Here is a 24,705-nt window from a genome sequence, read left to right as displayed (position 1 = left end):
ATCACGGCAGGGGGATCACACCTTGTCCCGGCCCAGCATGTGCCGCGCGATGATCATCTTCATGATCTGGGGGGTGCCGTCGGCGATGATCTGCCCGAGCACGTCGCGCAGGCGCTGCTCGACCGGGAAATCCCGGGTGTAGCCGTAGTGGCCGTGCAGCACGAGGCAATCGCGGATCACGTCGGCACAAAGCGCGGGCCCCTCGGCCTTGCACATGGCGGCCTCGGCGGTGTGGGGCAGGCCGGCGTCGCGCAGCCAGAGCGTCCGGTAGCACAGCCAGCGCAGCATCTCGAGCCGCGAACGGGCCTCGGCCAGGGGAAAGGACACGCCCTGGTTCCTGGTGATCGGCTGGCCGAAGGCCTCGCGCCCGGTGACGTAGGTCACGGTTTCCTCCAGCGTCTGTTCGGCGGCGCCGAGGCACATCAGCCCGATCAGCGCGCGGGTGTAGTCGAAGGTCGCCATCACCTGCGTGAAGCCCGCGTTCTCCGGCCCGATGCGGTGCGCCTCGGGCACCCGCACCCCGTCGAGAAACAGCGAGCCGCGCACGATGCCCCGGGCGCCCATGTCCTCGTACGGGGTCCGGGTGAGGCCGGGCGCATCGAGCGGCACGAGAAAGGCCGACACGCCCCGCGCGCCCTTGTCGGGATCGGTCTTGGCAAAGACGATGCCCGCGTCGCCCGCCATCAGCAGGGTGATCGCCGATTTCTCGCCGGTGATGACGTAGTCGCCGCCGTCGCGCACCGCGCGGGTTCGGATCGCCGCCGCGTCCGAGCCGCAATGCGGTTCGGTCAGGCAGACGCAGAGCACCTTTTCCCCCGCCGCGAGCGGCGTCAGCCAGTCGGCACACAGGTCGGGCGCGGCAAAGCGGCTGAGGATGTCGCCCGCGAAACAGGCGTTGAGAATGCCGTAACACAGGTTGAAATCGCCCCGCGCCACCTGTTCGATCGCCAGACCCGCGTCGAGATAGCCGAGCCCGGTGCCCCCCAGCGCTTCGGGCACGCGCAGGCCGAACAGCCCCATCTCGCCCATGCGCGGCCAGAGTTCGGCGGGAAAGCTGCCGGTGCGGTCCCAGTGGGAATAGCGCGGCAGCAGCTCCTTGCGGGCAAAGCCCTTGAGGCTGTCCACCAGCAGGATCTGATCCTCGGTCAGTGAAAAATCCATCGAGTCCTCCTCATGATCGGCAATTTCGTACGCAAGCTAACTGAAAGCTAGATATATTTTCTTGATCCCGCAAGCGAAGCGGCAATAATGAGTGAGACTCACCACCGGCGAGGAGGTCGGCGGCGCAGCGCGAGGGAGGACAGCATGAAAGACGCAATCGCATCCGGAGACTACCGCGACCGGGTTCTGGAGGAGTCGCACTGGCCCGCCTTTGCGGACCCCGGGATGGAGGAGATCACGCTCGGCGATGCGCTGCGGCGGACGGCGCGCGCGACCCCGGATCGCCCCGCGCTGATCGAAGGCCGCAAGGGCGGACGGCGCTGGAGCTATGCCGAACTCTGCCGCGACGCGGAGCGCATCGCGCGGGCGCTGTCGCAGCGGTTCCGGCCGGGAGAGCGGGTGGCCTTCTGGGCGCACAACGTGCCGGAATGGCTGCCGGTGTTCTACGGCTGTGCCATGGCGGGGCTGGTGCTGGTCACGGTGAACCCGGCTTACCGGCGGCGGGAACTGCAATACGTGCTGGGCAAATCCCGCGCCGCCGGGCTGTTCGTGAACGACATCTACCGCGGGCACGACCTGGAGGCGACGGCGCGCGAGGCGGCCGCGGACCTGCCCGACCTGCGCGAGATCATCCCCCTGCGCGACATCCCCGCGCTGCTCGACGAGGGCGGGCCGGACGGGCCGCTGCCGAGGGTCGACCCCCGCGACGCGGCGGTGATCATGTTCACCTCGGGCACCACCGGGGCGCAGAAGGGGGTGATCTTTCACCACACCGGCGTCGCCAACATGACCCGTTTCACCCAGACCCGCGCCGGGCTGCGGCCGGGCGGGGTTTTCGTCAACCCGATGCCGATGTTCCATATCGGTTCGCTCGGCCATGCCGGGATCGGGTCGGTCATGCTGGGCGCGACGCATGTGCTGATGCCGGAATGGGAGGCCGAGGCCTACATGGCGCAGGTTGCCGAACATCGCGGCACCTTCTCGCTGCTGGTGCCGGTGATGATCGAACAGGTGCTCGCCCATCCGGCGCGGAGCGGGTACGACCTCACCAGCCTGCGCCGCCTGACCTCCGGCGCCTCGGTGGTCGAGGCCCGGCTGATCCGCGAGACGCGGTCTGAACTGGGGGCGACGATCTCCAACATCTACGGGCAGACCGAGATGCAGGGCAGCGTCACCGGCACCCATCCCGACGACAGCGACACGGACATGGCCGAGACCATCGGCCAGCCGCTGCCGCACATGGAACTGCGCATCGCCGACCCGGTGACGGGTGCAACCCTGCCCATCGGCGCACAGGGCGAGATCCAGACCCGCGGCTACCAGAACATGATCGGCTATTTCGACATGCCGGAGGAGACGGCGAAAACGCTGCTGCCGGACGGCTGGCTGCGGTCGGGCGACCTCGGCGCGATGGATGCGCGGGGGTTCGTGCGGATCACCGGGCGGATCAAGGACATGATCATCCGGGGCGGCGAAAACATCTACCCGCGCGAGATCGAGCTGCTTCTGGCAGAGGTGCCCGGCCTGGCTTCGGTCGCCGTGCTGGGTGTGCCCGATCCGAAGTGGGGCGAGCAGGTGGGCGCGGTGCTGGTCATGCGCGATCCCGATGCCGTGCCGGATGTCGCCGCGCTGTTCGCGCTCTGCCGCGCCGAGCTTGCGCATTACAAGGCGCCACGCCTCTGGTACGTCGCCCGCGCGCTGCCCGTGACCGAAACCGGCAAGGTGCAGAAGTTCCGGCTGGTCGAGACGATCCGCGACGGCACGCTGCCGCTGTTGCAGCAGGTCTGAGGCGATTCGGCGGGTGAGTGATGCTCACCAAGGTTCGTTATAGGTCGCAACTACATCCAGATTTATGACGTAAGATGCTGTATTAACGTCACTAAAAAATACATGTTGATTGGTGATAAAAACTTAGTACGCTAGTGTTCAATATCGCAAATCGAGCGGAGGGTCCCCCGTTGCAGGACATACTCGAACAGATGGCCCGGGCGGTCGCGGCGCCGATGGTTTACGCGGCGGCCTGGAAGGCGAGGACCGGGCGCAAGGTCATCGGCCTGCTGCCGATGCATTTCCCCGCCGAACTGGCCCATGCGGCCGGTGCGCTGCCGGTGCTGCTGCAGGACGATCCCGAGCCGGTGACGGTCGGGCAGGCCAATGTCTTCAACTTCTACTGCGGGCTGAACCGCTCTCTCGTGGATCAGGTGATGCGGGGCGCGTTCGACGGGCTCGACGCGATCCTGTTCGGCGATCACTGCGTCCAGCTTCTGGGCACGGCGGACGTGATCCGCGCCGAAAAGCCGGATCTGCCGATCCTGTTCAACCAGCTCTGCACGACGCTGGATGCCTCCTGGGCGCGGCGCGAGACGCTCGGCACCTTCACCCAGCTCTGGACCGAGCTGGAGGAGCTGACCGGCGCGGCGATCCCGGAAAAGACCGCGCGCGCGTCGATCCGCGCCTACAACCGCAACCGCACCCAGATGCGCCGGCTCTACGCCATGCGCCGCCGGGGCGAGATCGCGCTGTCCGCGCGCGACATGCAGACGATCATCAAGTCGTCGATGATCATGGAAAAGGCCGAGCACGTGGCGCTGATGGATCGCCTGCTCGACGCGGTGCCGCGCCGCGCCCCCGATGCCGGGGATCTGCCGATCTACCTGTCCGGGCACATGTGTCACGCCCCCAAGCCCGAGCTTCTCGACATGATCGAGCAATGCGGCGCGCGGGTGGTGAATGACGATCTCTTCACCGGCTGGCGCTTCATCCACGCCGACATGAACGAACAATCCGCCCCGGTCGAGGCGATGGCCGACTGGTATCTCGACAAGAACCGCAAGCTGCCCTGTCCGACCCGCACCATGAAGGGGCTGGACTGGGAACAGTTCCTGCTGGGCGAGATGAAGGCCTCGGGCGCGCAGGGTCTGGTGATCCTGATGGTCAAGTTCTGCGAGCCGCACATGTTCTTCTACCCCGAGATCAAGGAAGCCTGCGACGCCGCCGACGTCCCGCATCTGCTCATCGAGACCGAGCACGAGGAGATGCCGATGGAGGCCTTCAAGACCCGCGTCGAAACCTTTGTCGAAATCGCCAAGCGCCGCGCCACCGAGGCCGCGTGAACAGGAGGTCCGCCATGCAAACCCTTACAGATACCCCCGCCGCCAAACCCGTCTTCGGCAACGGCGAGCGCGCCAACAAGCTCAAGGCCACCAAGTTCGGCGGCCGCCTGGTGTCGGAATACTGGGAACACGTCTTCCGCGCCAAGGAAGAGGGCAAGAAGGTCGTCTGGTACAACGGCACCTACATCCCGCCGTTCTTTCACTCGCACGACCTGGTCTGGGTCCACGGCGAGGCCTGGGCCGCGATGCTGGCCGCCCGCCACAAGGAGATCGGCGCGCAGGCCCGCGGCGACGAGCGCGGCTATGACCGCGAGCTGTGCTCCTACGCGCGCACCCACATCGGCCAGATGCTGATCGAGAAGGACAAGCTGGAAAACGGCACCTCGACCCTTGATCCCACCGATCCGCGCATCGAGACCATGCTGAAGCTGCCCGCGCCGGACATGATCGTGAACGCCTATCCCTATTGCTCCTCCGGGCAGCAGTGGGATGACATCACCTACCGGATGTTCGGCAAGAAGATCCCGATGTTCACCGTGCAGATCCCGATGCTCTGGGGCGGGCGCAAGGATGCCGGCTACATGCAGGGCGAGGAATGGCAGGAGCGGTCGCGCTACGTGGCCGAGCAGCTTGTCGCGCTGACCAGGTTCCTTGAGGAAAACACCGGGCGGAAGTTCGATTTCGACCGGCTGTCCGAAACGATGGGCTACGTGAAGAAGGCCGCCGAGCTGCGGCTCGAGGCGATGGATCTCTGCACCGCCACGCCGTCGCCCGCCAGCTTCTTCGACTGGATCGTGTCGATCGCCCCGGTGAATTTCCTGCCGGGGGATCAGAACCTCGTCGATTATTTCGAGGGCGTGAAGGCCGAGATCGTCCAGCGCATCGCCGACGGCGAAGGCGCCGTGAAGGACGAGAAATACCGCCTGTTCTTCGACGGCATGATGAACTGGAACAAGGTCGGCTGGCTGGCGGACAAGTTCGCCTCGGTCAATGCCTGCGTGGTGGCGGGGCGTTACACGCATATGTCGTTCTGGCAGGAACCGCAGCTGATCGACCTGAAGGACCCGGTGCTGGGCATGGCGCAGAACTACCTGATCTGCCCCAACAACCACGGCGCCCCCATCATGATCGGCGAGATCGAGAACCTCTGCGACAAGTTCCACATCGACGGCGTGGTCTGCCATGCCTCGCGCACCTGCCGGGGGATGACCAATTCGCAGTTCCTGATCGCCGGATCGGCCAAGAAATACGGCCGCCAGGCGATGTTCTTCGAAGGCGACGTGGCCGACGAGAGCTTCTACAAGGACGAGCTTCTGAACACCCGTCTCGAAGCCATGGTCGAGGCGATGGATGCGCGCAAACGGGCCGCCTGAGCCCGCTTGCAAAAGGTGATCCCGGCGAAAATAAGCATTGCATTATCGTACGCTAGATTACCATAATTGGACATGGGTCAAGGAGGAGAATCCCGATGTTCGACACCCCGCAGCGCACCCCGCTGAAGATCACCGAGGCACGCATCCTCATCTCGGGCGGCACCGCCGGCGTCGGCCTTGCCACCGCCCGCAAGTTCGCCGCGATGGGCGCGCCCGAGGTTTCTATCAACGGCCGCAATCCCGAGCGCGGAGAGGCGGCCCGCGCCGCCCTCCAGGCGGATTTCCCGGAGTGCCGCGTGCATTTCCTGGCCGCCGACAGCGGCAAGACCGATCAGGCGATCGGTCTCGGGGCCGCGGCGGATGACGCGATGGGCGGGGTGGACGTGCTGGTCAACACCACGGTCAGCGCCTATCCCTATCCGACGCTGTTCCACAAGATCGACATCAACGACATCGAGGGCATGGTGCTGAGCCAGATCATGCCGCACCTGCTGATGTGCCGCGCCGTCATGGACGGCATGCGCGAGCGCGAACAAGGCGTCATCATCAACATCGCCTCGGACGCGGGCAAGGCGACGACCCCCGGTGAATCGATCATCGGCGGGCTGATGGCCGGCATCATCATGTTCACGAAGACGCTGGCGATGGAGGCCAAGCGCTCGGGCATCCGGGTGAACTGCGTCACCCCGTCGATCATCGAGGGCACGCTGACCCATGACACCGTGATGGGCGGCGAATTCTCGGGCAAGCTCTTTGCCAAGGCCAAGCAGATGGCCCAGCTCGGCGTGGTCAATGCCGAGGAGATGGCAGACCTGATCTGCTTCCTCTCCAGCCCGGCGGCAGCCAAGATGACCGGTCAGGCGATCAGCCTGAACGGCGGCATCTCGGCGGCGTGAGGGCGGGGCATGGGCTATAACTCCGTCTTTGCGCCCGGGCTGTTCGACGGCCGGGTGATCATCGTCACCGGCGGCGGCTCGGGGCTCGGGCGCTGCATGGCGCACGAGCTGGCGCACCTCGGGGCGCAGGTGGTCATCGTCGGGCGCAACCCCGACAAGCTGAACGCCGTGGTGGCCGAGATCACCGAGGATGGCGGCAAGGTCGCCGCCATGCCCTGCGACATCCGCGACGAAGAGCAGGTGATCGCGGTGATCGAGGGCACCGTCGATAGGTTCGGCGCGATCCACGGCCTCGTGAACAACGCCGGCGGCCAGTACCGGGCCGAGATGAAGACCCTGTCGACCAAGGGCTTCGAGGCGGTCGTGCGCAACAACCTCACCGGCGGCTTCATCTTCATGCGCGAGACCTACAATCGCTGGATGGAGGCGCATGGCGGCGCGGTTGTGAACATCATCGCCGACATCTGGAACGGCTGGCCCGAGTTCGCCCATTCCGGCGCGGCGCGCGGCGGCATGTTCACCCTGACCGAAACGGCGGCCTGCGAATGGGCGCATTCCGGGGTGCGGGTCAATTCGGTTGCGCCGGGGGGCATCGCCTCCTCCGGGTTCGATCAGTACGAGCCGCACATCACCCAGCGCCTGCTGGAATACGCCGCCAAGGTGCCGCTGCCCCGCTACGGGACAGAGGCCGAGATCTCGGCGGCGGTGGTCTACCTGCTGTCGCCCGCCGCCGCCTATGTCACCGGCACCTGCCTGCGTGTCGATGGCGGCGCACCCAATGCGCGCCAGACCTGGACCGGCGCCTACGAGGCAAGGAACATACCTGAATTCAACGGGTTCCATCGGGCCGAGATGCCCGAGATCCTGAAGAAGGGACAGACGAGCTAGACGGAACGCATGTGCGGAACACCGGGGAAGGAGGAGCCCCGATTCCGATGGAGGAGGACCATATGACTGCGCAAGACACGTTCACCACGAGCTATTTTCCGAAATACGAGACCGGCCCGCTGATCGGCGGCACCCTGGGCGAGCTGATGCTGCGCAATGCGGCCGAGGTGCCCGACCGGCTCGCCCTTGTCGAAGGCGTGGCCGATCCCGCGCGGCGGCGGCGCTGGACCTATCGCCAGCTTGTCGACGAGGCGCTGCTTCTGGCCCGCGCGCTGCTCGAGCGCTTTGCGCCGGGCGACCGGGTCGGCCTGCTGGCGCCGGAAACGCCGGAGTGGGTGCTGTTCCAGCACGCGCTCAGCTTTGCCGGTCTCGTCAGCGTGCCGATCAACCCCGCCTACACGGCGCGCGAGGTCGAATACGTTCTGAGCAATGCCAAGGCGACCGGGGTGATCCATGCCGACGTGTCGCGGGGCAAGAACCTGACCGCCATCGTTCAGGAGGTGTCGGGCAAGCTCGATCACCTGACGGTCACGATCAACGTCTCGGAAATCGAGGCGATGAAGGCGGCGGCCGATCCCGCCCGCCCGCTGCCCGCGCAGCAGGCCGACGACATCATCCAGATCCAGTACACCTCGGGGACCACGGGCTTTCCCAAGGGCGCCTGCCTGCATCACCGCGGGGTCATCAACGCGGCGCATTTCATCATCGAACGCGCGGATTTTCCGATGGGCGGCGTCTGGCTGAACACCATGCCGATGTTCCATATCGGCGGCTCCATCGTGTCCGAGATCGGGGTGTTCTCGCGGCAGGGCACCTTCCTGCTGATGCAGAGCTTCGATCCCGCGCTGTTCCTCCAGCTGATCGAGGAAGAGGGCGTGCAGAGCTCGCTCATCGTGCCGACGATGATTCTCGCGCTGCTCAACCACCCGGATGCCAGGACCCGCGACCTGAGCAGCTTCAGCTCGATCCTGTCGGGGGCGGCGGCGGTGCCCGAGGCGCTGGTCAAACGCGCCAAGGCGGAATTCGGCGTGCAGTTCGCCATCATGTACGGCCAGACCGAATCCAACGGGCCGTTCCTGGAGACCTTCACCACCGACAGCGACGAATTGCAGGCCCAGACCATCGGCCGCCCGATCCCCCATGTCGAGGTGCGCGTGGTCGACCCCGAGACGCTGGAAACCGTGCCGATCGACACCATCGGCGAATGGTGGGTGCGCGGGTTCAACACCATGACCGGCTATTACGGCAAGCCGGACGAGACGGCGGCCGCCCTGACCGCCGACGGCTGGCTGCGCACCGGCGACCTCGGGATGATGGACGCGCAGGGTTATTTCCGCATCACCGGGCGGCTGAAGGAAATGATCATCCGCGGCGGCATGAACCTCTATCCGGCCGAGATCGAGAACACGCTCTTCGAGCATGAGGCGGTTTCGCAGGTGGCGGTGATCGGCCTGCCCGACGACACCTGGGGCGAGGTGGTCTGCGCGGTGATCCATCCCGAGGATCCGCAGAACCTGCCCGACTGCTGCGCGCTCTGGTCCCATTGCCGCGAACGCCTGTCGCCGCAGAAGACGCCGGAGCACTGGATCTTCGTGGATCATTTCCCGATGACGCCCACCGGCAAGATCCAGAAGAACGTGCTGCGGGAATGGTATGACGAGGGCCGCATCGTGCCGCATGGCTGGGAACGGCCGCAGCGCGATTCCAAGATCGCCTGATGGCACGCCGCGTCGCCCTGGTCACGGGCGCCTCCGGAGGCATCGGGGGCGCCATCGCCGAACAGCTGGCCGGGGCGGGGTTCGACCTTGTCCTGGCCGGACAGAGCATCACGCCCGGGTTCGAGGCCCGCGCCGAGGCGCTGCGCGGCACCGGGGCGCAGGTGGCGCTGCTGGCCAACGACCTGTCCGACGACGCGGCGCGGCCGGGCTTCGTGGAGGCGGCCTTTGACGCCTTCGGGCGGCTCGACGCGCTGGTGAACAACGCCGGCGTGTCGGTGATGTCGCGCGGGGATATCCTCGACGTGACGACCGAAAGCTTCGACCGCAGCATCGCGGTCAACCTGCGGGCGCAGTTCTTTCTGATCCAGGCGGTGGCGAAGCGGATGATCGCCACGCCGTCCGCGCAGCGCCGCAGCATCGTGACCGTGACGACCGTTGCCGTCGATCACCACGTCGCCCGGGTGCTGGCGGAATACACCACCGCCAAGGCCGGGCTGGCGCACGCGCTGCAACACTGGGCCGTGCGGCTGGAGCCCGAGGGGATCGACTGTTACGAGGTCCGTCCCGGCATGATGAAGACCGAGATGACCTCGACCACCACCGGCAAGTACGACGCGCTGATCGCGAGCGGTTTCGTCCCCGCCGGACGCTGGGGCGAGACTTCGGAGGTCGGGCGCGCGGTGGCCATGCTGGCCTCGGGCACGCTGGGCTATGCCACGGGGCAGACGATCCACGTCGACGGCGGGATGCGGTTCAAGGCTTTCTGATCCTCCGATCGCGGCCCCGGCGTCGCGCCGGGCCGCGGGGCCGTGGGCGGCGCCGGTCAGACCGGACGCTTGCGCACCAGTTCCGTCACGGTTCCGGTCACCACCACCTCGCCATGCTGGTTGCGCAGGCTCACGCGGTCGGTGACGATGCCCGCCTCCGGGCGCGAGGCGCTTTCGCGCAGGGCGATGGTTTCCCACTCGGCCTGCACGGTGTCGCCGATCCGCACCGGGCCGGTGAAGCGCACCTCGGACCAGCCGAGCAGGGCAAGGCCGGAGGACACCAGCCGCCCGCCGCGCACCACGAGCCCGTGCATCAGCGCGAGGTTCAGCATCCCGTGGGCGATGCGGCCGCCGAATTCGGTCGCGGCGGCGTGGGTTTCGCTGGTGTGCAGCTCGGCCATGTCGCCGGTCAGCCCGGCGAAGGTGCCGATGTCGGCCGCCGTCACCGTGCGCGTCGGGGACAGCCCGCGATGGCCGACGGCCTGATCCTCGTACCAGTCCTGCGGGTCGGGATAATGCCGGGTCAATGGTAGGCCCCCACGTTGCCGAGATAGCTCTGGTGCAGGGTCGGGTCGTTGCGCAGGTCGGGGCCGGGGCCTTCGGCGCGGACCTTGCCCACCGCCATGACATAGCCGTAATCGGCCAGTTCCAGCGCCGCGTCGGCGTGCTGTTCGACCAGCAGGATGGTCAGCCCGTCCTCGCGCAGGCGGGCGAGGATCTCGAAGATCCGGTCGACCACCATCGGCGCCAGGCCGAGGCTCGGCTCGTCCAGCATCAGCAGCCTGGGCGCCGCCATCAGCGCGCGCGACACCGCGACCATCTGCTGCTCGCCGCCCGACATGGTGCCGGCGCGCTGGGTGAAACGCTCCTTCATCACCGGGAAGAGGTCCATGACATAGTCCAGCCGCTCGCGGTAACGCTCCGCCGCGTCGGGAAGATGGGCGAGGCGGTGAAAGCCGAGCCGCAGGTTCTCCTCGACCGTGAGCGGCGCGAAAAGCTGCCGCCCCTCGGGCACCTGCACCACGCCCAGTTCCACCACGTCCGCCGGTTTCAGCCGGGTGATGTCGCGCCCGTCCAGCCAGATCGTGCCGGAATAGGTCGAGACCAGCCGCGAGATGGTGTTGACCGTGGTCGACTTGCCCGCGCCGTTGGCGCCGACGATCGAGACGATCCTGCCCTCGGGGATCTCCAGCGACACGCCTTCCAGCGCGGTCGAGGAATTGTACCCGGCGGTGACGTTTTCAAACCGTAGCATCGGCGGCCCTCTTTCCGATATAGGCGGCGATCACCTTGCGGTCCCGGCTGACTTCGGCCGGGGTGCCGTCGGCGATCTTGCCGCCGCGATCCATGACCACCACGGTGTCGCAGGCGGACATGATGAAGTCGATGTCATGCTCGACCAGCAGCATGCTCATCCCGCGTTTCTTGAGCAGCGCCAGCATCTCGGCAAGGTTGCGGGTCTCGGCATCGTTGAGACCGGCGGCGGGTTCGTCGAGCATCAGGAGGTCGGGCCCGGAGGCCAGCGCGCGGGCGATGTCGACCAGCCGGAGCTGTCCGAGGGTCAGCGTCTCGATCCGCGACCCGGCCCGGTCGGCAAGACCGACGAAGTCGAGCAGCTTCATGCCGCGCTTGCGGCTCTCGGCCTCGTGACGGCGACGGTCGCCGCCGCGCAGCAGCGCCGGGAACAGGCCGTCCGGGAAATCCGGATGCATGCCCATCTGGACGTTTTCCAGCACCGTGAGGCCGCGGAACAGCCGCACCACCTGAAAGGTGCGCGCCATGCCCATCGGGCTGCGGGTATGGGCGGGCTGGCGGGTGACGCGGGCGCCCTTGAAGAAGATCTCGCCCGAGGTGGGAGGCCGCACGCCGGTGACCAGGTCGAAGGTCGTCGACTTGCCGGCGCCGTTGGGGCCGATCAGCCCCTTGACCTCGCCGGGCTCGATGCGGAACGACACGTCGTTCACGGCCACCAGCCCGCCGAATTTCTGCACCACGTTTTCCAGTTGCAGCAGCGGCCCGGCGGGGGCGGGGGTCAGCGTATCCTTCATTGCAGCTCTCCCTTCAGCTCGCGTGCCTGCGCCCGTGCCTTGGGCGAGGTGCTGCGCCCGGCCATCCAGTGGTGACGCTCGAACAGGCCCGACAGGCCATGCGGCAGGAACAGCAGGAAGATCAGGATGAAGGCACCGTAGATCACCGTCTCCAGCTCTCCGAAACTGGTGAGGAACTGCGGCAGCAGCACCACGATCACCGCGCCGACGATCGGCCCGAAGCGGGTGCCGAGCCCGCCCATCACCACGATGGTCAGCATCGACACGAGCACGTGGAATTCCGACAGCGAGGGGTCGACCCGCAGCGAGGTGAGGCCGAAGCACACCCCGGCCACCGCGGCCAGCACGCCCGAGATCACCAGCACCCGGAGCTTGTAGCGCGTCACCCGAACGCCGAGCGCCTGGGCGGCGGTCTCGTCGTCGCGGATCGCCTGCATGGCGCGGCCGAGGTGCGAGCGGATCAGGAAATCGTGCAGCAGCAGGGTCAGCCCGGCAAGGATCAGCACCACGTAGTAGATGCCGGTCCGGCCCACGGGTTCGCCGCCCCATTCCAGCGGCGGCACGGGGATGCCGCTCTGGCCGCCGGTGAACTCGATCCAGCGGTTGGCGACGCCGTTCTGGATCAGCATGAAGGCCAGCGTCGCCATGGCCAGGTAGTGCGTCCGCAACCGCAGCAGCGGCAGGGCGATCAGCAGCGACAGCACGGCGACCAGCGCCAGCGAGCCGGCAAAAGCCAGCAGCGGCGACCAGCCGAGCATGGTCTGCAGCATCCCGAAGGCATAGGCGCCGATGGCGTAGAAGGCCGGCAGCCCGAGCGAGATCTGCCCGGTGAAGCCGTAGAGCAGGTTGAACCCCATGCACAGGATCGCATAGATCCAGACCAGCATGGCAAGGCGGATGTGGAAGCCGCTGGTCAGCAGCACCGGCAGCAGCGCGCCGAGTGCGAGGAACACGAGGACCGGCAGCAGGGTCGGGGCGCGGGGCGCTTCGGGGGGACGTCGGTTTGCCATGTCAGCCACGCTCCGCTTCGTAATCGCCCAGCAGGCCGTAGGGACGTACCACCAGCACCACGAGGATCAGCAGGAAGATCGCCGGTTCCGCGTAGAGCGAGGTGCCGTAGCCGGCCATGAGCGCCTCCATCATGCCGATGGCGATGCCCCCGGCGGCGGCGGCAAAGGGCGATCCGAGCCCGCCGAGGATCGCGGCCATGAAGCCCTTGACCGTCAGCAGCAGCCCCATCCCCACATGCGCGCCCAGCAGCGGGCCGACCATCAGCCCGGCAAAGCCCGAGATCACGGCGGAATACATGAAGGTGAACTGCACGATGCGTTCCGACCGGATGCCCATAAGCAGCGCGACCTTGGGATCGACCCCGGTCGCCCGGACCGACAGGCCGAAGCGGGTGCGGTAGAGGATGTACCAGGTCAGCGCGAGGAACGAGAAGAACAGCGCGATCAGCGACAGTTGCTGCGCATTGGTGATGAGCACGCCGATCCGGAGCGGGGTCAGCGACAGCAGCGGCGGGACGAATTTCTGATCCGGGCCCCAGACCAGGAAGGCCAGCCCGTAGAGGATGATCGCCGCGGCGAGCGTGCCGATCATGATGGTCAGCGGCTCGGCCCGGCGGCGCACCAGCGGGCGGTAGACGCCGTGGTCCAGCCCCAGCGCGACGACCACCGACACGGCCAGCACCGCGACCAGCGCGATCGGCCAGGGCAGGGCGAGGGTGACGAGGAAAAGCACCGCGCTCATTGCGCCGAGCATGACGAATTCCCCCTGCGCGAAGTTGATCACGCGCGAGGCGCCGTAGATGACGGACAGGGACAGGGCGATCAGCCCGTAGACGCTGCCGTTGGTCAGCCCGGCCAGCAGAAGGTAACTCAATTTCATCAGCATGGCTGGTGCGCTCCTGGGATAGGTCCTGGGATCGCGGCGGACGCGTCGAGGGCGTCCGCCGCGGTGTCGCTCAGTTGGCCAGTTTCGACGTGTCGGCGCCGATCAGCTCCTGACCGTCGCCGGCCACTTCGACGAAGACGAAGAAGCCGTTGTCGGGCGGGCCGTGGTGGCCGCTGGTGAAGTCGTAGTCCACGCCCTTCTGGCCCTGCAGCCCGCCGAAGGCGCCGAGTCGGGTCGTGGCCTCGACGATCGCGTCGCGGGCGCCCTGAAGGTCGCCGGCCTGGATCTGCGCCTGCACGGCGTCATCCTGCAGCACCTTGACCAGCAGCGTGCCGGCATCGTGCCCCTGTGCGGGCGACGGCGAAAGCGCCAGCGGGCCGAACTTCGCGATGTAGTCGTCGAAGAAGGCGGCGACATCCTCGCGCGCGGGATCGACGGAGGAGGGGATCATCACCCCGTTGCCGGTTTCGGCAGCAAGATCGCGGAAGGCCTTCATAAGACCGACGCGCGGCATGATGACCGGCTGGGTCAGGCCGAGCTGGCGGATCGTGCGCATCACCCGGGCACCGTCGGCCGGGTAGGGATAGATGAGAATCACCTCGGGGTCGCTCTGCATCACGTTGATGATCTGCGGCGTCACGTCGGTGGCCGAGACATCGTAGGTCTGCTGGGTCGTGACCTCGATCCCCTTGGGCGCCAGGCTTTCGGTCGCGGAGGCCGCGCCGGAGATGCCGAAGGGCACGGAGTTGTTGATGATCGCGACCTTCTTCACGCCCTTTTCGGCCAGCGCATCCGCCACCGCGATGGAATCCTGCGTGACCTTGGGGCCGAAGCGGAACTGGTACTTGGCATCGTCGGTCAGGTCGGGCGAGGCGGCGGCAAGGATGTAGAGCGGGATCTTGTTCTGGTTGGCCACCGTGACCAGCGAATTCGCCACCGCCGAGGGGCTGCCGCCGATGATCATCAGCGCCTTGTCATCCTCGGCGCAGCGGGTGCCGAAGTTCGCGGCAAGCTGGGGGTCGGTCTTGCTGTCATAGGTGACGAGCTCGATCTTCTGCCCGTTGATGCCGCCCGCCTCGTTGAGGGGTTCGAGCACCATGTTGAGGCCGTTCAGGCTCTCGATTCCGGTATCGGCCGCGGCGCCGGAGCGGTCGTCCACGTCGCAGATGACGAGGTCGAGCGGTTCGGCGATGGCAAGTCCCGCGCTCAGCGCCAGGGCTGCCGTGGCGGTCGCAAGGCGCGCTGCCGTTCTTGCTGGTTCAAACATTTTGGTCCTCCCGTTTTTGCTCCGGTGCCCGTGCGGGCCTCCCGGTCTGCGGCGGGGCCGTTTCCTCCCAGAAGGCCGTACGCAGCATTTTTATACGGTACATTACTAATTTTTGCACGACAAGCTTTTTGATGTATCAGGTGATGATAACTCACCTTTGAGAAGGGTCTCTGATGTGCCCATAAAAGCTGGTTATGGCGCGCATGGCAACGCAGCTGTTCCGGAGTTTCGGAACAGGTGATGCTTACTTACCTGGATTTTCTGCAGGGGCCGCGCGGGGCGGGGCAAGGGGCGCTCACCGGCCAGGCGCGCGAGCCACGCGCCAGAGGAAAAGGCCGGTGAGCGCGGGCCCGCGGACGTGGCGCCGGTGCCTCCGCGCTTCAGGAACGGAGGGCCGGCAGGAAGTCGCGCCACGGGTCGTCTCGGGGCGCGTCCGTCAGGTGGGGTTCTGAAGGCTCGCCAGCGTCGTCTTCAGGCCGCCGGGACGCGGGGCGGGCTGCTTTTCGCGGGGATCGACGGCCAGCTCCGGCACGCCGCGGCAGCCGGGAATGCAGGCCTTGTCCTCGGCCATCTGGGCCTCGTGCGCCATGTCCTCCTCCTCGGAGATGACGTGACGATGCTCCTTGCGGTAATCGTCGAGCCCGATCAGCGCGGCGCCGAGCGCCCCGGCGATCTGCGGACGCTCCGGCAGGATCAGCGGCATGCCGAGCGCCTCCTGGATGTAGTGCACCGCCGCCGGGTTGCGCGCCACGCCGCCGGTCATCACCACCGGCCCGACCTTGCCGACCCGGCCCACCAGCCCCAGCGTCCGCGCCGCGATGGCGGCATGGACCGCGCCGAGCACATCGGTCTTGGGGTGTCCCTCGGCCAGAAGCGAGATCACCTCGGTTTCCGCGAAGGTCGCGCACATCGAGGAAATCTTGAGCTTTTCCTTGGCGCCGAGCGCGGTGGCGCCCAGTTCTTCGAGGTCGATCTCGACCGCCCGGGCCAGCACTTCGAGGAACTTCCCGGTGCCCGCCGCGCAACGGTCGTTCATGGCGAACTGCGCCACGAGGCCGTTGCTGTCGACGGAGATGACCTTGCTGTCCTGCCCGCCGATGTCGATCACCAGCCGCGCGCCGGGCACCATCGAAACGGCGCCGCGGGCGTGGCAGGTGATCTCGGTGTAGTTCTTGTCGGCCTCGTCCAGCATCCGCCGGCCGTAGCCGGTGGACACCGTGCGCCCCATGTCGGCCTGCGTCAGTCCGACCTGGTCCAGCGCCTGTTTCATCGAGGCCTTGACGCCGTCGCCCGACACCGCGCCCATATGGGCGACGGAATGCGACACGATATTGCCTTTCAGGTCCAGAATGACCGTCTTGGCCGTGGTGGAGCCGAAATCGACCCCCAGCACATAACGTTTCATGCTCTGCTCCTTTCGTTGCGGGCGGGCCTCAGGCCGCGCCTGCCATGCGCCGGGATTCGATGGCTTCGAGCATCGCTTCCACCCGGCTGTTGAGCACCTCGTCCTTGTAGAAACTCTCGTCCGTCACGTCGCCCTCGAACATCGAGCTGGGGATGCCCAGTTCGCGCTGCGCGGTCTCGGCGATCATGAACTGCGGGTTGGTGAAGGCCCGGCAGGTGCGCGAGGCGTGGATCACCATGCCGTCGACCTGGAACTTGCGGCACAGGTCCATGATGAGCTTGATGAGGATCGGCGAGGCGTGGTTGTTCGGGCAGATCAGGTAGTTCTGCGCCATGCCCCGCAGCGGTGCGTTCGGGTCGATCAGCTTGGGCTCCTGCCAGAACGCCATGTGGGTGTAGCGCCCGGCGATCACCGCCGCGTCGTAATTGGCGAACTTGTTGGCCAGCCAGCCGACCTTGTTCCAGTTCATGATGCCGTCGAAGAACAGGCGGTATTTTTCGTCCGGGACCGCGCCTTCGCCCGTGGCGACGCGCTGCTTGACCTCGGCCAGCACCGTTTCGAAGTAGTCCTTCACCCCGGCCACCGGCAGGTTGTTGATCGGCGCGATCGACACCACCCAGTCGAAGAAGCTGGCGGGCGCGGGCTGCGCGGTGCAGAGGTCCATCGCCTCCAGCCGCAGTTCCGAGGCGCGCTTGATGTCGGCCATCAGCTCGTAGAGGCGATCCCAGGGATAGGGCTTGCCGGTCTGTTCCTCGATGAAGGCCACCATGTCGTTCAGCTGCTTGGCGACGTAATCCGAGGTTTCCTCCCATTCCTGCCCCTGCAGGTAGGCGGCATCGGGCTTGGCCCCCCAGATCCACGGGATCGAGACGTTGAAGATCGGGACCTTCTTGCCGAAGACGCGGCTGGTCATCTCGTCCCACTGCTGCCCGGTCGAGCAATAGGCATAGGCCGAGATGATCATGTCGGGCGCGGGCAGCTTCCAGGTCAGGTCGTCCTCGTCCGGGACCGCGGCGCCGGTGCCGTCGCCGCGCAGGCGCTGGTTCGACACCGCGCAGCCGAGGTGGGTGCGGGCATAGGAGCAGAGTTCGCGCATGTAGCCGCGTTCCTCGGCCACCTGCTGCGCCTTCACCTCCTGGTGACGGGCGGCGAGCATGGCGGAATAGGCCTCGCCGTGCACCCAGCAGATGTCGGCGGCTTCGAGGAAGGGGTTGATGGCCGATCCCTCGTACCAGCAGATCAGCTTGCCCTCTTCCTTGGCACGCCAGACCATTTCCCAGTACTCGTTCACCAGCTTGCCCGCGATGCGGGTCGAGGCCAGCTTGTTGGCTTTCTTCGTGTTGGTCGGCTGTACGGCGATGTTCATGGGGGTTCTCCTGTTCGCGGTAGGGCTCAGGCGGCTTCGCGGCGTTTGACGATTTCGACGAAGGTCTCGACACGGGTCTTGAGGCTTTCCAGCGCCATGCCCTCGTGTTCGGTTTCGATCAGCAGATGCGGAACACCGGCCTTTTCGAAGGCTTCCTTGACCTCGGGGTAGTAGTACATGTGCGGCTCGCAGAACTTGGCCATCAGCACGATCATCCCGTCGGCCCGTTCGTCGCGCATGGCGTCGAGCAGGAAGGCGTCCCAGTCGACGTTGTTCTGCACGCGGGTGGGGCAGGGCACGCCGGTGTTGCGGTCCAGATACCACTGCGCCAGCCCGGCCACCGGATCGCCGGTTTCCGGCACGTCGGTGGAGATGTAGCGGAAGCCGTGGAACAGATCGTCCCCCACGACCGTGACGCCGCACTCCTCGATCATCGCCAGCAGCTCGGGCTTGGGCGCCTGGCAGAAATGCCCCGAAAGGTGCAGGCGCAGGTTGCGGTCGTTGCGCGGCTGCGCGGCCTCGAAACTGGCGACAAGCGCCTCGGTCAGCGCGGTATGCTCGACCTTGTCCATGACCATCGAGGATTTCACCACGTGCTGCATCTCGACCGAGGTCAGCGGCGCGGTGCCCGCCTTGCGCATCTCGTAGAGCTGGCGGATCAGCGTGCGGTTGCGGTTGAACAGCTTGATCGAGTCATGCAGCGCGGCATCCTCGACCGGGCGGCCGATGAAATCCTCCAGTTCCTCGCGCAGCTTGCCGAAGCTTTCCTCGGACCGGCCCTGCGTCCAGGGATCGCACATGGACGAGATCAGCTGGAAGAAGATCACCCGCGTGTTTTCCAGCTTCATCCGGATCGCGTCGGCGGCGCCCAGAAGCTGCACGCAGTGGTCGCCGAACATGATCGCGTCGAGCACCTCGAACTTGCCGGTCGCCGCCTGGTCGACCATCGACCGGGTGTAGCCGCAGTAGAACGGGAACAGCACGCCGTGGCCGACGGTGATCGCCTCGTCGCTTTCCTGCAGGATCATCGGCAGCGTGTCGGCGGCATGGGCCAGCTCGCCCGGAAAGTTCATCGGGAAGGACCCGATCACCTTCTTGCCGGTGCGCGCCTTCCACTCCTCTGCATATCCCAGCGGGTCTTTTGCCACCTCGGCAAAGCGCCCGATGATCTCGGTTCTGTTCATGTCGGCCTCCCTTGGCGTGACGGCAACCCGTCCCTTGCTGTTAATGAGTATAACTCACCTAATCACCAGATCAACGGAAATTGTACGCTAGCGTTTTTGTTTGACGAAAGGGCGCATCAAGTGCATGACTCTACACGGAATAAATGTGCAATGCGGACCCGGCAGCGGACCTGTCCACCGCCGGAAATGCAAGTAAAGACAGACTCATCAGGAGGGAATTATGGGGCCACTCACCGGGGTGCGAATCGTCGAAATGTCCAACATCGGGCCCGCGCCGTTCTGCGCGATGCTGCTGGCGGACCTGGGGGCCGAGGTGGTCAGCGTGCAGCGACTGGCGGCGGGGGATCTGGGGTTCGCCATCGACCCGAGGTTCGATTTCCTCAACCGCTCCAAGCGCGCGGTCGGCGTCGATCTGAAGGCGCCGGAAGGGGTCGCGCTGGTCCTCGACCTGATCGCCGGGGCCGATCTGCTGATCGAGGGCTACCGCCCCGGCGTGATGGAGCGGCTGGGCCTCGGGCCCGATGTCTGCCATGCGGCGAATCCGAAACTGGTCTACGGCCGCATGACCGGCTGGGGGCAGGAGGGGCCGATGGCCAGCATGGCCGGTCATGACATCAACTACATCGCCATGACCGGCGCGCTGGCCGCCATCGGCCCGAAGGATGCGGCCCCCGCGATCCCGCTGAACCTGGTGGGGGATTTCGGCGGCGGGTCTCTCTACCTTGCCATGGGGCTGCTGGCCGCCCTGACCGAGGCCCGGACCTCGGGCCGGGGGCAGGTGGTCGATGCGGCGATGGTCGACGGCGTGGCAAGCCTGATGGCGATGCACATGGGCTACCGGCAGGCGGATTTCTGGTCGCTCGAGCGCGGCACCAATGCCGTCGACGGCGGTGCGCCCTGGTACACCACCTATGCCACCAAGGACGGCAGGTGGATGGCCGTCGGCGCGGTCGAAAAGCGCTTCTATACCGAGATGATCGCGCTGCTCGGCCTCGACATGGCGACCCTGCCCGGCCAGAACGACCGCAAGCGCTGGGACGAACTGCGCGCCATCCTCGCCGCGCGCTTTGCCGAACGGACGCGGGACGAATGGGAGGCGGTGTTTGCCGGCACCGATGCCTGCGTGAGCCCGGTGCTCGACATGGACGAAGCGCCGCGCCACCCCTCGGCCACCGCGCGCAAGACCTATCTCGACAGCGACGGGGTGATCGAACCGGCCCCCGCGCCGCGGTTCAGCCGCACGCAGGGCGCGGTGCAGGGCCCGCCGCCGGATGCGAAGGCGACGACCGTCGCCACGCTGAGCGACTGGGGGATTGCCGGGGACCGGATCGAACGCCTGCGCGGCGCGGGGCTGATCGCGGGGGCGGGCTGACGGGCGGGGCGGCCCTCAGTCCGGCTTGTCGAGCTTTGCCTCGAGCCGCTCGGCGGCCCGTTCGAGCCGCGCCACCGCGCCGCTCAGCGGGTCGTTCGCCGCATCCGCGGTCAGCAGGCCGCGGATCACCACCTCGGTGATGCCGCTGGCGGATTCGTCGACCGAAAAGTTGCCCTCGCCCCGCAGGTAGGCCCAGGTCTGGTGCTCGATCGCGCCGAAGATCATGTCGCGCACCAGGTACATGTCGAGCGTCTTGCGGAAATCGCCCGAAGCCTGACCGTCGGCGATCACCGCCATCACGCGGCTGACGATCTCGCGGTTCTGCTCGTAGATCCGCAGCTTGCGGTAGCCGGGATCGGCGCGCAGCTCCATCAGGATGAACCGCGTCAGCGCCGGTTCGCGCCGGATGCTCGACAGCGACCACCAGATCGCGTGGTAGAGCCGTTCGCGGATCGGGCCGCTGGTGCGGGCGGGGAAATCCTCGGCCAGGAATTCGTCCAGCCAGCCCTCGGCCACCTGCACCAGCAGATCGCGCCGCGTCGGGAAATACTTGTAGATCGTGCCCTCGGAGGTGCCGCAGCGCTCGGCCACCTCGGCGGTGGTGAACTGCTCGGACCCGCGTTCGCGCAGGACACCCCGCGCGGCCTGAAGGATCGCCGCGACGCGCTGGCTGCGGGGAAGGCGGCGGGCGGCCGGTCGGTTCGTGCTGGGCTGCGCCATCTCGGAAGTCATGCCTTGTTGGGTCCGGCGACTTCCTTGCACGAAATCCGGCGGTCTGTCCATCAATCCACGGGAATGTCCGAAAACGTCGCCCCGAGGGTGCTGCCCTCGGGTGCCTCGCGCCCGGACAGCCGGTAGACGCAGCTCGACCGGAACACGATCCGCTCGCCGACCTTGGCGAGGGTCTGCTGGAACAGCACCGCCCGCGTCGCCTTGAGCGTCATCGTGTGCCCTTCGAGCCAGTCCCCCGCCACCACCGGCGAGATGTAGTCGAGCGAGAGCGAGATCGTCGGCATGAGCTGCGTGCGCAGCGCCGGGTCGTGCTGCTGGCTGGCATAGAGCTGCATGTCCGCGAACGAGGCGGTGATCCCGCCGTGCATGGTCCGGTGCGGATTGAGGTGCCGCCGCCCCACCCGCATCCCCAGACGCAGGCTTCCGTCGATCATCTTGCCGTAGACCGGCCCGAGGTAGAGATTGAACCCGTCGCCCATCGGCAGGGGGCGGAACCCCTCGGGCGGGTCGTCGGGAATGTCGTTCAACACCAGTTCTGCGGCGTCCTCGCGGCTCATGGCTTTCTCCTCCGCTGTCGTGCTCCGCCCATGAGAACCCCGGGTGCGCCGGACTGTCCAGAAAATAATTCACTAGATTACTATATGCATGTTGATATACTTTTCATCCCATGTATTCTGCGCCCGACGACGCAAGACCCGAGGGGAGGGGAAGATGATCGACTGGATAAGGACCGCGCCCGAAGTGGCGGACCCCGGCTATCTGCCGACCGACGATCTGCGCCACCGCCCGGAGCCGGGGGGCAAGGCGCGCGATTCCCTGTTCTGGCAGCTGATGATGCCGGATCACGAGCTCGGCTTTCAGTGCTACCTCTACCTGACCGGCGACGGCAAGGCGGGTTTCAACGTCATCCTCTGGGGCAAGGAGCGCAGGCCCCATGTCATCGAACTGGTGCAGGGCGACGTGCCCGAGGCGATGGATTTCGACGACTTCCGCCTCGACGGGCTGCACGTCACGCAACCGGCGGACCAGCGCAGCGCCACGGTGCGCTACCAAAGCGACAAGGTCACGCTGGAATATGTCTTCGAAGGCTTTCACGACCCCTTCAGCTACCGGTCGAACCCCGACGGCCTGCCCGCGTGGTTCGCGCAGAACCGGCTGGAGCAGTCGGGCTGGGTCCGCGGCTTTGTCGAATGGGACGGCAAGCGTGTCGATTTCGACCGCATCGGCCACCGCGATCACTCCTGGGGCGTGCGCCACTGGCAGGCCCCGCAGCACTGGAAATGGCTCGTCGCCTACACGCCCGACGCCAGCCGCGTGGTGAACGCCTGGATCTGGCAGGCGCGCGGCGATTGGGGCGTCGGCGGCTATGTCATCCGCGACGGCGAACTGGTGCCCATCGCCAGCGTCGACCAGAAGGCCGAGTATGACGACGACATGACCCAGCGCCGTGTCGCCGTGACCATCACCGACATCCGCGGCGGCACCTGCGACCTCGAGATGGAGCGGTTCGGCCTCGTCAAGCTGCCCACCGGCGGGCGCTATGCCACGATGATCATGGAGGCCGCCTGTACCGCCCGCATCGACGGTCAGGCCGCCGCCGGGCAGTTCGAATGCCAGTGGCCCAAGGGCTACCTCGACAACCTGATCGAGCTGAATGCGGCGGGCGCATGAGCTGGGATTGGGACGATACCACGCTTGCCGCGCTGACCGGCTTCCTGCGTGACAGGGGGCTGCACGGCGGCGATCCCGCGCCGCGCCGGATCGGTGACGGGCATTCCAACCTGACCTACCTGATCCGGCTGGCCGGCGGGAACGCCGTGCTTCGCCGCCCGCCGCCGCCGCCGCTGCCCAAGGGCGCCAACGACGTGCTGCGCGAGGCGCGGGTGCTGGCCGCGCTCGGCGACGAGAAGGTTCCCACCCCCGCCGTGCACGCCGTCGCGCAGGCGGGCGAGGTTCTGGATGTGCCCTTCTACATCATGGAGCACATCCCCGGCCCGATCCTTACCGCCGACCTGCCCGCGAACTTCGCCGGGCCCGAGAATGGTGCGGCGCTGGCCTTCGGTCTGGTCGAGGGGCTGGCGCAGCTTCACGCGGTCGATTGGCGGGCCTGCGGGCTGGGGGATTTCGGACGTCCGGAGAATTTCAACGCCCGCCATCTCAAACGCCTCACCGGGCTGATGGAGATGCGCGACGGCCCGGTGCCCGCGCATCTGGCCGACATGGCCGCGGCGCTCGGGCGCGATGTGCCGCCCGAAAGCGGCGACGCGATCCTGCACAACGATTACCGGCTGGGCAACGTCATCTGGTCGCCCGATGCGCTGCCGAAACTGTTGGCCGTGCTCGACTGGGAGCTGGCCACCATCGGCGATCCGCTGCTCGACCTCGGCTATTTCGCCTGCTGCTACCCGGTGCCGGGCGAAGCGCCGACGCCCACGCAGGAGCTGTCCGCGGCCCTGCTCGCCCCCGGCGTGCCGCCGCGCGATGCGGTGCTGGCGCGCTACGCCGAACACACCGGCGCCGACCTGTCGCGGCTCGGCTGGTACGCGGCGATGGCGGCGTGGAAGCTGGCCGTGCTCTACGATTACCAGCACCGCGAGGCGCGCGACGCCTATTACGCCGACGCCACGCAGGCGCCGCGCTTCATCGCCGCCGCAGAGCGGTTTCTCGCAACGCCGCTGACGGTCTGAGGGCACGCCATGACTGAATTGCTTGTCGACATTTCGGACGGGGTCGCGCTGCTGACGCTCAACCGGCCGGATTCGCTGAATGCGCTGAACGGCGCGCTGCGGGCGGCGCTGGTCGGAACGCTGGCCCGGCTCGACGCGGACGACACCGTGCGCGCCATCGTGCTCACCGGCACCGGCCGTGCGTTCTGCGCGGGGCTCGACGTCAAGGAACTGGCGGAGTCCGGGCGCAACGTCACCGACAACGTCTCGGACGGCGACATCGGCGGCGCGTTGAGCCGCTGCGGCACGCCGATCATCGCCGCGATCAACGGCCTCGCCGTGACCGGCGGCTTCGAGATCACCCTGTGCTGCGACATGGTGATCGCCGCCGAAACCGCCTGGTTCCGCGACACCCATGCCAAGATCGGCCTGCTGCCGGGCTGGGGACTGTCCCAGCGGCTGCCCCGGGTCGCGGGGGCCTACCGGGCCAAGGAAATCTCGCTCACCGCGCGAAAGGTCGGCGCGGAAGAGGCGGCGCGCCTCGGCTTCGTCAACCGCGTGGTGCCCGACGCGGAGCTGGTGCCGGAGGCCCTGTCGCTGGCCCGCGAGGTGGCCCGGTGGCCGCGCGCGGGGACACGCAACATCAAGGCGCTGATCGACGGCGGGCTCGCCCTGCCGCTGGGCGAGGCGCTGGCCTTCGAGTCGCGCTTTGCCATGGACAGCAACCGCGAGGTCACGCTCGCGGCAGAAGGATCGACCGGGAAGGGAGAAGGAACATGAAGGTACTCGTACCCGTGAAGCGCGTGATCGACTACAACGTGAAGGTTCGCGTGAAAGCGGACGGGAGCGGGGT

At 67.1% G+C, this 24,705-nt stretch carries 23 protein-coding genes and 1 pseudogene; 12 read left to right on the top strand and 12 right to left on the bottom strand.

Going from position 1 to position 24,705, the window contains the following annotated elements; all coding sequences use genetic code 11:
• Positions 1 to 15: 15 nt before the first annotated feature.
• Entirely contained in the window at positions 16 to 1,161 is a 1,146-nt protein-coding gene (locus ACN0RJ_RS21745) for an acyl-CoA dehydrogenase family protein (RefSeq protein WP_417725648.1), read from the bottom strand.
• 144 nt (positions 1,162 to 1,305) lie between these two features.
• On the opposite strand from ACN0RJ_RS21745, the gene ACN0RJ_RS21740 reads away from it, so the two are divergent.
• The 7 genes from ACN0RJ_RS21740 to ACN0RJ_RS21710 all read left to right on the top strand — a co-directional run bounded on the left by ACN0RJ_RS21740 (position 1,306) and on the right by ACN0RJ_RS21710 (position 9,916).
• Positions 1,306 to 2,949, top strand: a complete 1,644-nt coding sequence (locus ACN0RJ_RS21740; protein ID WP_417725647.1) for a class I adenylate-forming enzyme family protein — start codon at positions 1,306 to 1,308, stop codon at positions 2,947 to 2,949.
• Between the two features lie 170 nt (positions 2,950 to 3,119).
• A complete protein-coding gene (locus ACN0RJ_RS21735) occupies positions 3,120 to 4,274 on the top strand; it encodes a 2-hydroxyacyl-CoA dehydratase subunit D (protein ID WP_417725646.1) in 1,155 nt (384 codons plus the stop codon).
• 14 nt (positions 4,275 to 4,288) lie between these two features.
• The gene (locus tag ACN0RJ_RS21730; RefSeq protein ID WP_417722514.1) at positions 4,289 to 5,647 is read left to right on the top strand and encodes a 2-hydroxyacyl-CoA dehydratase subunit D; all 1,359 of its coding nucleotides are present in this window, start codon (positions 4,289 to 4,291) and stop codon (positions 5,645 to 5,647) included.
• Positions 5,648 to 5,742: 95 nt separating this feature from the next.
• Entirely contained in the window at positions 5,743 to 6,543 is an 801-nt protein-coding gene (locus ACN0RJ_RS21725; RefSeq protein WP_417725645.1) for an SDR family NAD(P)-dependent oxidoreductase, read from the top strand.
• 9 nt (positions 6,544 to 6,552) lie between these two features.
• Positions 6,553 to 7,431, top strand: coding sequence for an SDR family oxidoreductase (locus ACN0RJ_RS21720; protein ID WP_417725644.1), 879 nt, complete (start codon positions 6,553 to 6,555; stop codon positions 7,429 to 7,431).
• Between the two features lie 62 nt (positions 7,432 to 7,493).
• Positions 7,494 to 9,149, top strand: a complete 1,656-nt coding sequence (locus tag ACN0RJ_RS21715; RefSeq protein WP_417725643.1) for a class I adenylate-forming enzyme family protein — start codon at positions 7,494 to 7,496, stop codon at positions 9,147 to 9,149.
• On the top strand, positions 9,149 to 9,916 hold the full coding sequence (locus ACN0RJ_RS21710; RefSeq protein ID WP_417725642.1) for a 3-ketoacyl-ACP reductase: 768 nt from the start codon (positions 9,149 to 9,151) through the stop codon (positions 9,914 to 9,916). The genes ACN0RJ_RS21715 and ACN0RJ_RS21710 overlap by 1 nt, the downstream gene beginning before the upstream one ends.
• A 56-nt stretch (positions 9,917 to 9,972) precedes the next feature.
• Here the strand turns inward: ACN0RJ_RS21710 and ACN0RJ_RS21705 are convergent, their stop codons facing one another.
• The 9 genes from ACN0RJ_RS21705 to ACN0RJ_RS21665 all read right to left on the bottom strand — a co-directional run bounded on the left by ACN0RJ_RS21705 (position 9,973) and on the right by ACN0RJ_RS21665 (position 19,082).
• Complete coding sequence (locus ACN0RJ_RS21705) at positions 9,973 to 10,443, bottom strand: MaoC family dehydratase (RefSeq protein WP_417722519.1); 471 nt, start codon at positions 10,441 to 10,443, stop codon at positions 9,973 to 9,975.
• Positions 10,440 to 11,171: an ABC transporter ATP-binding protein gene (locus tag ACN0RJ_RS21700; RefSeq protein WP_417722520.1), complete on the bottom strand. Its 732-nt coding sequence runs from the start codon at positions 11,169 to 11,171 to the stop codon at positions 10,440 to 10,442. Before ACN0RJ_RS21700 ends, ACN0RJ_RS21705 begins: the two co-directional genes overlap by 4 nt.
• Complete coding sequence (locus ACN0RJ_RS21695; protein ID WP_417722521.1) at positions 11,158 to 11,964, bottom strand: ABC transporter ATP-binding protein; 807 nt, start codon at positions 11,962 to 11,964, stop codon at positions 11,158 to 11,160. Before ACN0RJ_RS21695 ends, ACN0RJ_RS21700 begins: the two co-directional genes overlap by 14 nt.
• Positions 11,961 to 12,974 carry a branched-chain amino acid ABC transporter permease gene (locus tag ACN0RJ_RS21690; RefSeq protein WP_417725641.1) on the bottom strand — a complete coding sequence of 338 codons (1,014 nt, stop codon included), beginning with the start codon at positions 12,972 to 12,974 and terminating at the stop codon, positions 11,961 to 11,963. Before ACN0RJ_RS21690 ends, ACN0RJ_RS21695 begins: the two co-directional genes overlap by 4 nt.
• A 1-nt stretch (position 12,975) precedes the next feature.
• Positions 12,976 to 13,860, bottom strand: coding sequence for a branched-chain amino acid ABC transporter permease (locus ACN0RJ_RS21685; protein WP_417722523.1), 885 nt, complete (start codon positions 13,858 to 13,860; stop codon positions 12,976 to 12,978).
• A 70-nt stretch (positions 13,861 to 13,930) separates the two neighbouring features.
• On the bottom strand, positions 13,931 to 15,127 hold the full coding sequence (locus ACN0RJ_RS21680) for an ABC transporter substrate-binding protein (RefSeq protein WP_417722524.1): 1,197 nt from the start codon (positions 15,125 to 15,127) through the stop codon (positions 13,931 to 13,933).
• Positions 15,128 to 15,563: 436 nt separating this feature from the next.
• The gene (locus ACN0RJ_RS21675; protein ID WP_417722525.1) at positions 15,564 to 16,532 is read right to left on the bottom strand and encodes an acyl-CoA dehydratase activase; all 969 of its coding nucleotides are present in this window, start codon (positions 16,530 to 16,532) and stop codon (positions 15,564 to 15,566) included.
• A gap of 28 nt (positions 16,533 to 16,560) precedes the next feature.
• Positions 16,561 to 17,898, bottom strand: coding sequence for a 2-hydroxyacyl-CoA dehydratase subunit D (locus tag ACN0RJ_RS21670; protein WP_417722526.1), 1,338 nt, complete (start codon positions 17,896 to 17,898; stop codon positions 16,561 to 16,563).
• 26 nt (positions 17,899 to 17,924) lie between these two features.
• Positions 17,925 to 19,082: a 2-hydroxyacyl-CoA dehydratase subunit D gene (locus ACN0RJ_RS21665; protein WP_417722527.1), complete on the bottom strand. Its 1,158-nt coding sequence runs from the start codon at positions 19,080 to 19,082 to the stop codon at positions 17,925 to 17,927.
• 220 nt (positions 19,083 to 19,302) lie between these two features.
• Between ACN0RJ_RS21665 and ACN0RJ_RS21660 the strand changes: the two genes are divergently transcribed.
• A complete protein-coding gene (locus tag ACN0RJ_RS21660; protein WP_417722528.1) occupies positions 19,303 to 20,454 on the top strand; it encodes a CaiB/BaiF CoA transferase family protein in 1,152 nt (383 codons plus the stop codon).
• A 15-nt stretch (positions 20,455 to 20,469) separates the two neighbouring features.
• Here ACN0RJ_RS21660 and ACN0RJ_RS21655 read toward each other — a convergent pair whose 3' ends face one another.
• On the bottom strand, positions 20,470 to 21,186 hold the full coding sequence (locus tag ACN0RJ_RS21655) for a TetR/AcrR family transcriptional regulator (protein ID WP_417722529.1): 717 nt from the start codon (positions 21,184 to 21,186) through the stop codon (positions 20,470 to 20,472).
• 50 nt (positions 21,187 to 21,236) lie between these two features.
• Positions 21,237 to 21,743: a PaaI family thioesterase gene (locus ACN0RJ_RS21650; protein ID WP_417722530.1), complete on the bottom strand. Its 507-nt coding sequence runs from the start codon at positions 21,741 to 21,743 to the stop codon at positions 21,237 to 21,239.
• 154 nt (positions 21,744 to 21,897) lie between these two features.
• On the opposite strand from ACN0RJ_RS21650, the gene ACN0RJ_RS21645 reads away from it, so the two are divergent.
• The 4 genes and pseudogenes from ACN0RJ_RS21645 to ACN0RJ_RS21630 form a co-directional block, all read left to right on the top strand.
• Positions 21,898 to 22,857 carry a hypothetical protein gene (locus ACN0RJ_RS21645; RefSeq protein WP_417725640.1) on the top strand — a complete coding sequence of 320 codons (960 nt, stop codon included), beginning with the start codon at positions 21,898 to 21,900 and terminating at the stop codon, positions 22,855 to 22,857.
• Positions 22,854 to 23,873: a phosphotransferase family protein gene (locus ACN0RJ_RS21640; protein WP_417725639.1), complete on the top strand. Its 1,020-nt coding sequence runs from the start codon at positions 22,854 to 22,856 to the stop codon at positions 23,871 to 23,873. The genes ACN0RJ_RS21645 and ACN0RJ_RS21640 overlap by 4 nt, the downstream gene beginning before the upstream one ends.
• Before the next feature lie 9 nt (positions 23,874 to 23,882).
• A complete protein-coding gene (locus tag ACN0RJ_RS21635) occupies positions 23,883 to 24,632 on the top strand; it encodes an enoyl-CoA hydratase (RefSeq protein ID WP_417725638.1) in 750 nt (249 codons plus the stop codon).
• Positions 24,629 to 24,705, top strand: a pseudogene (locus ACN0RJ_RS21630) (electron transfer flavoprotein subunit beta/FixA family protein); the annotation flags it as partial. The gene ACN0RJ_RS21635 and the pseudogene ACN0RJ_RS21630, both read left to right, overlap by 4 nt.

It is taken from the genome of Salipiger sp. (genome assembly GCF_048261495.1).
In the GTDB taxonomy this organism is placed as follows: Bacteria; Pseudomonadota; Alphaproteobacteria; order Rhodobacterales; family Rhodobacteraceae; genus Salipiger.
This window is presented reverse-complemented; position numbering and strand designations above follow the sequence as displayed.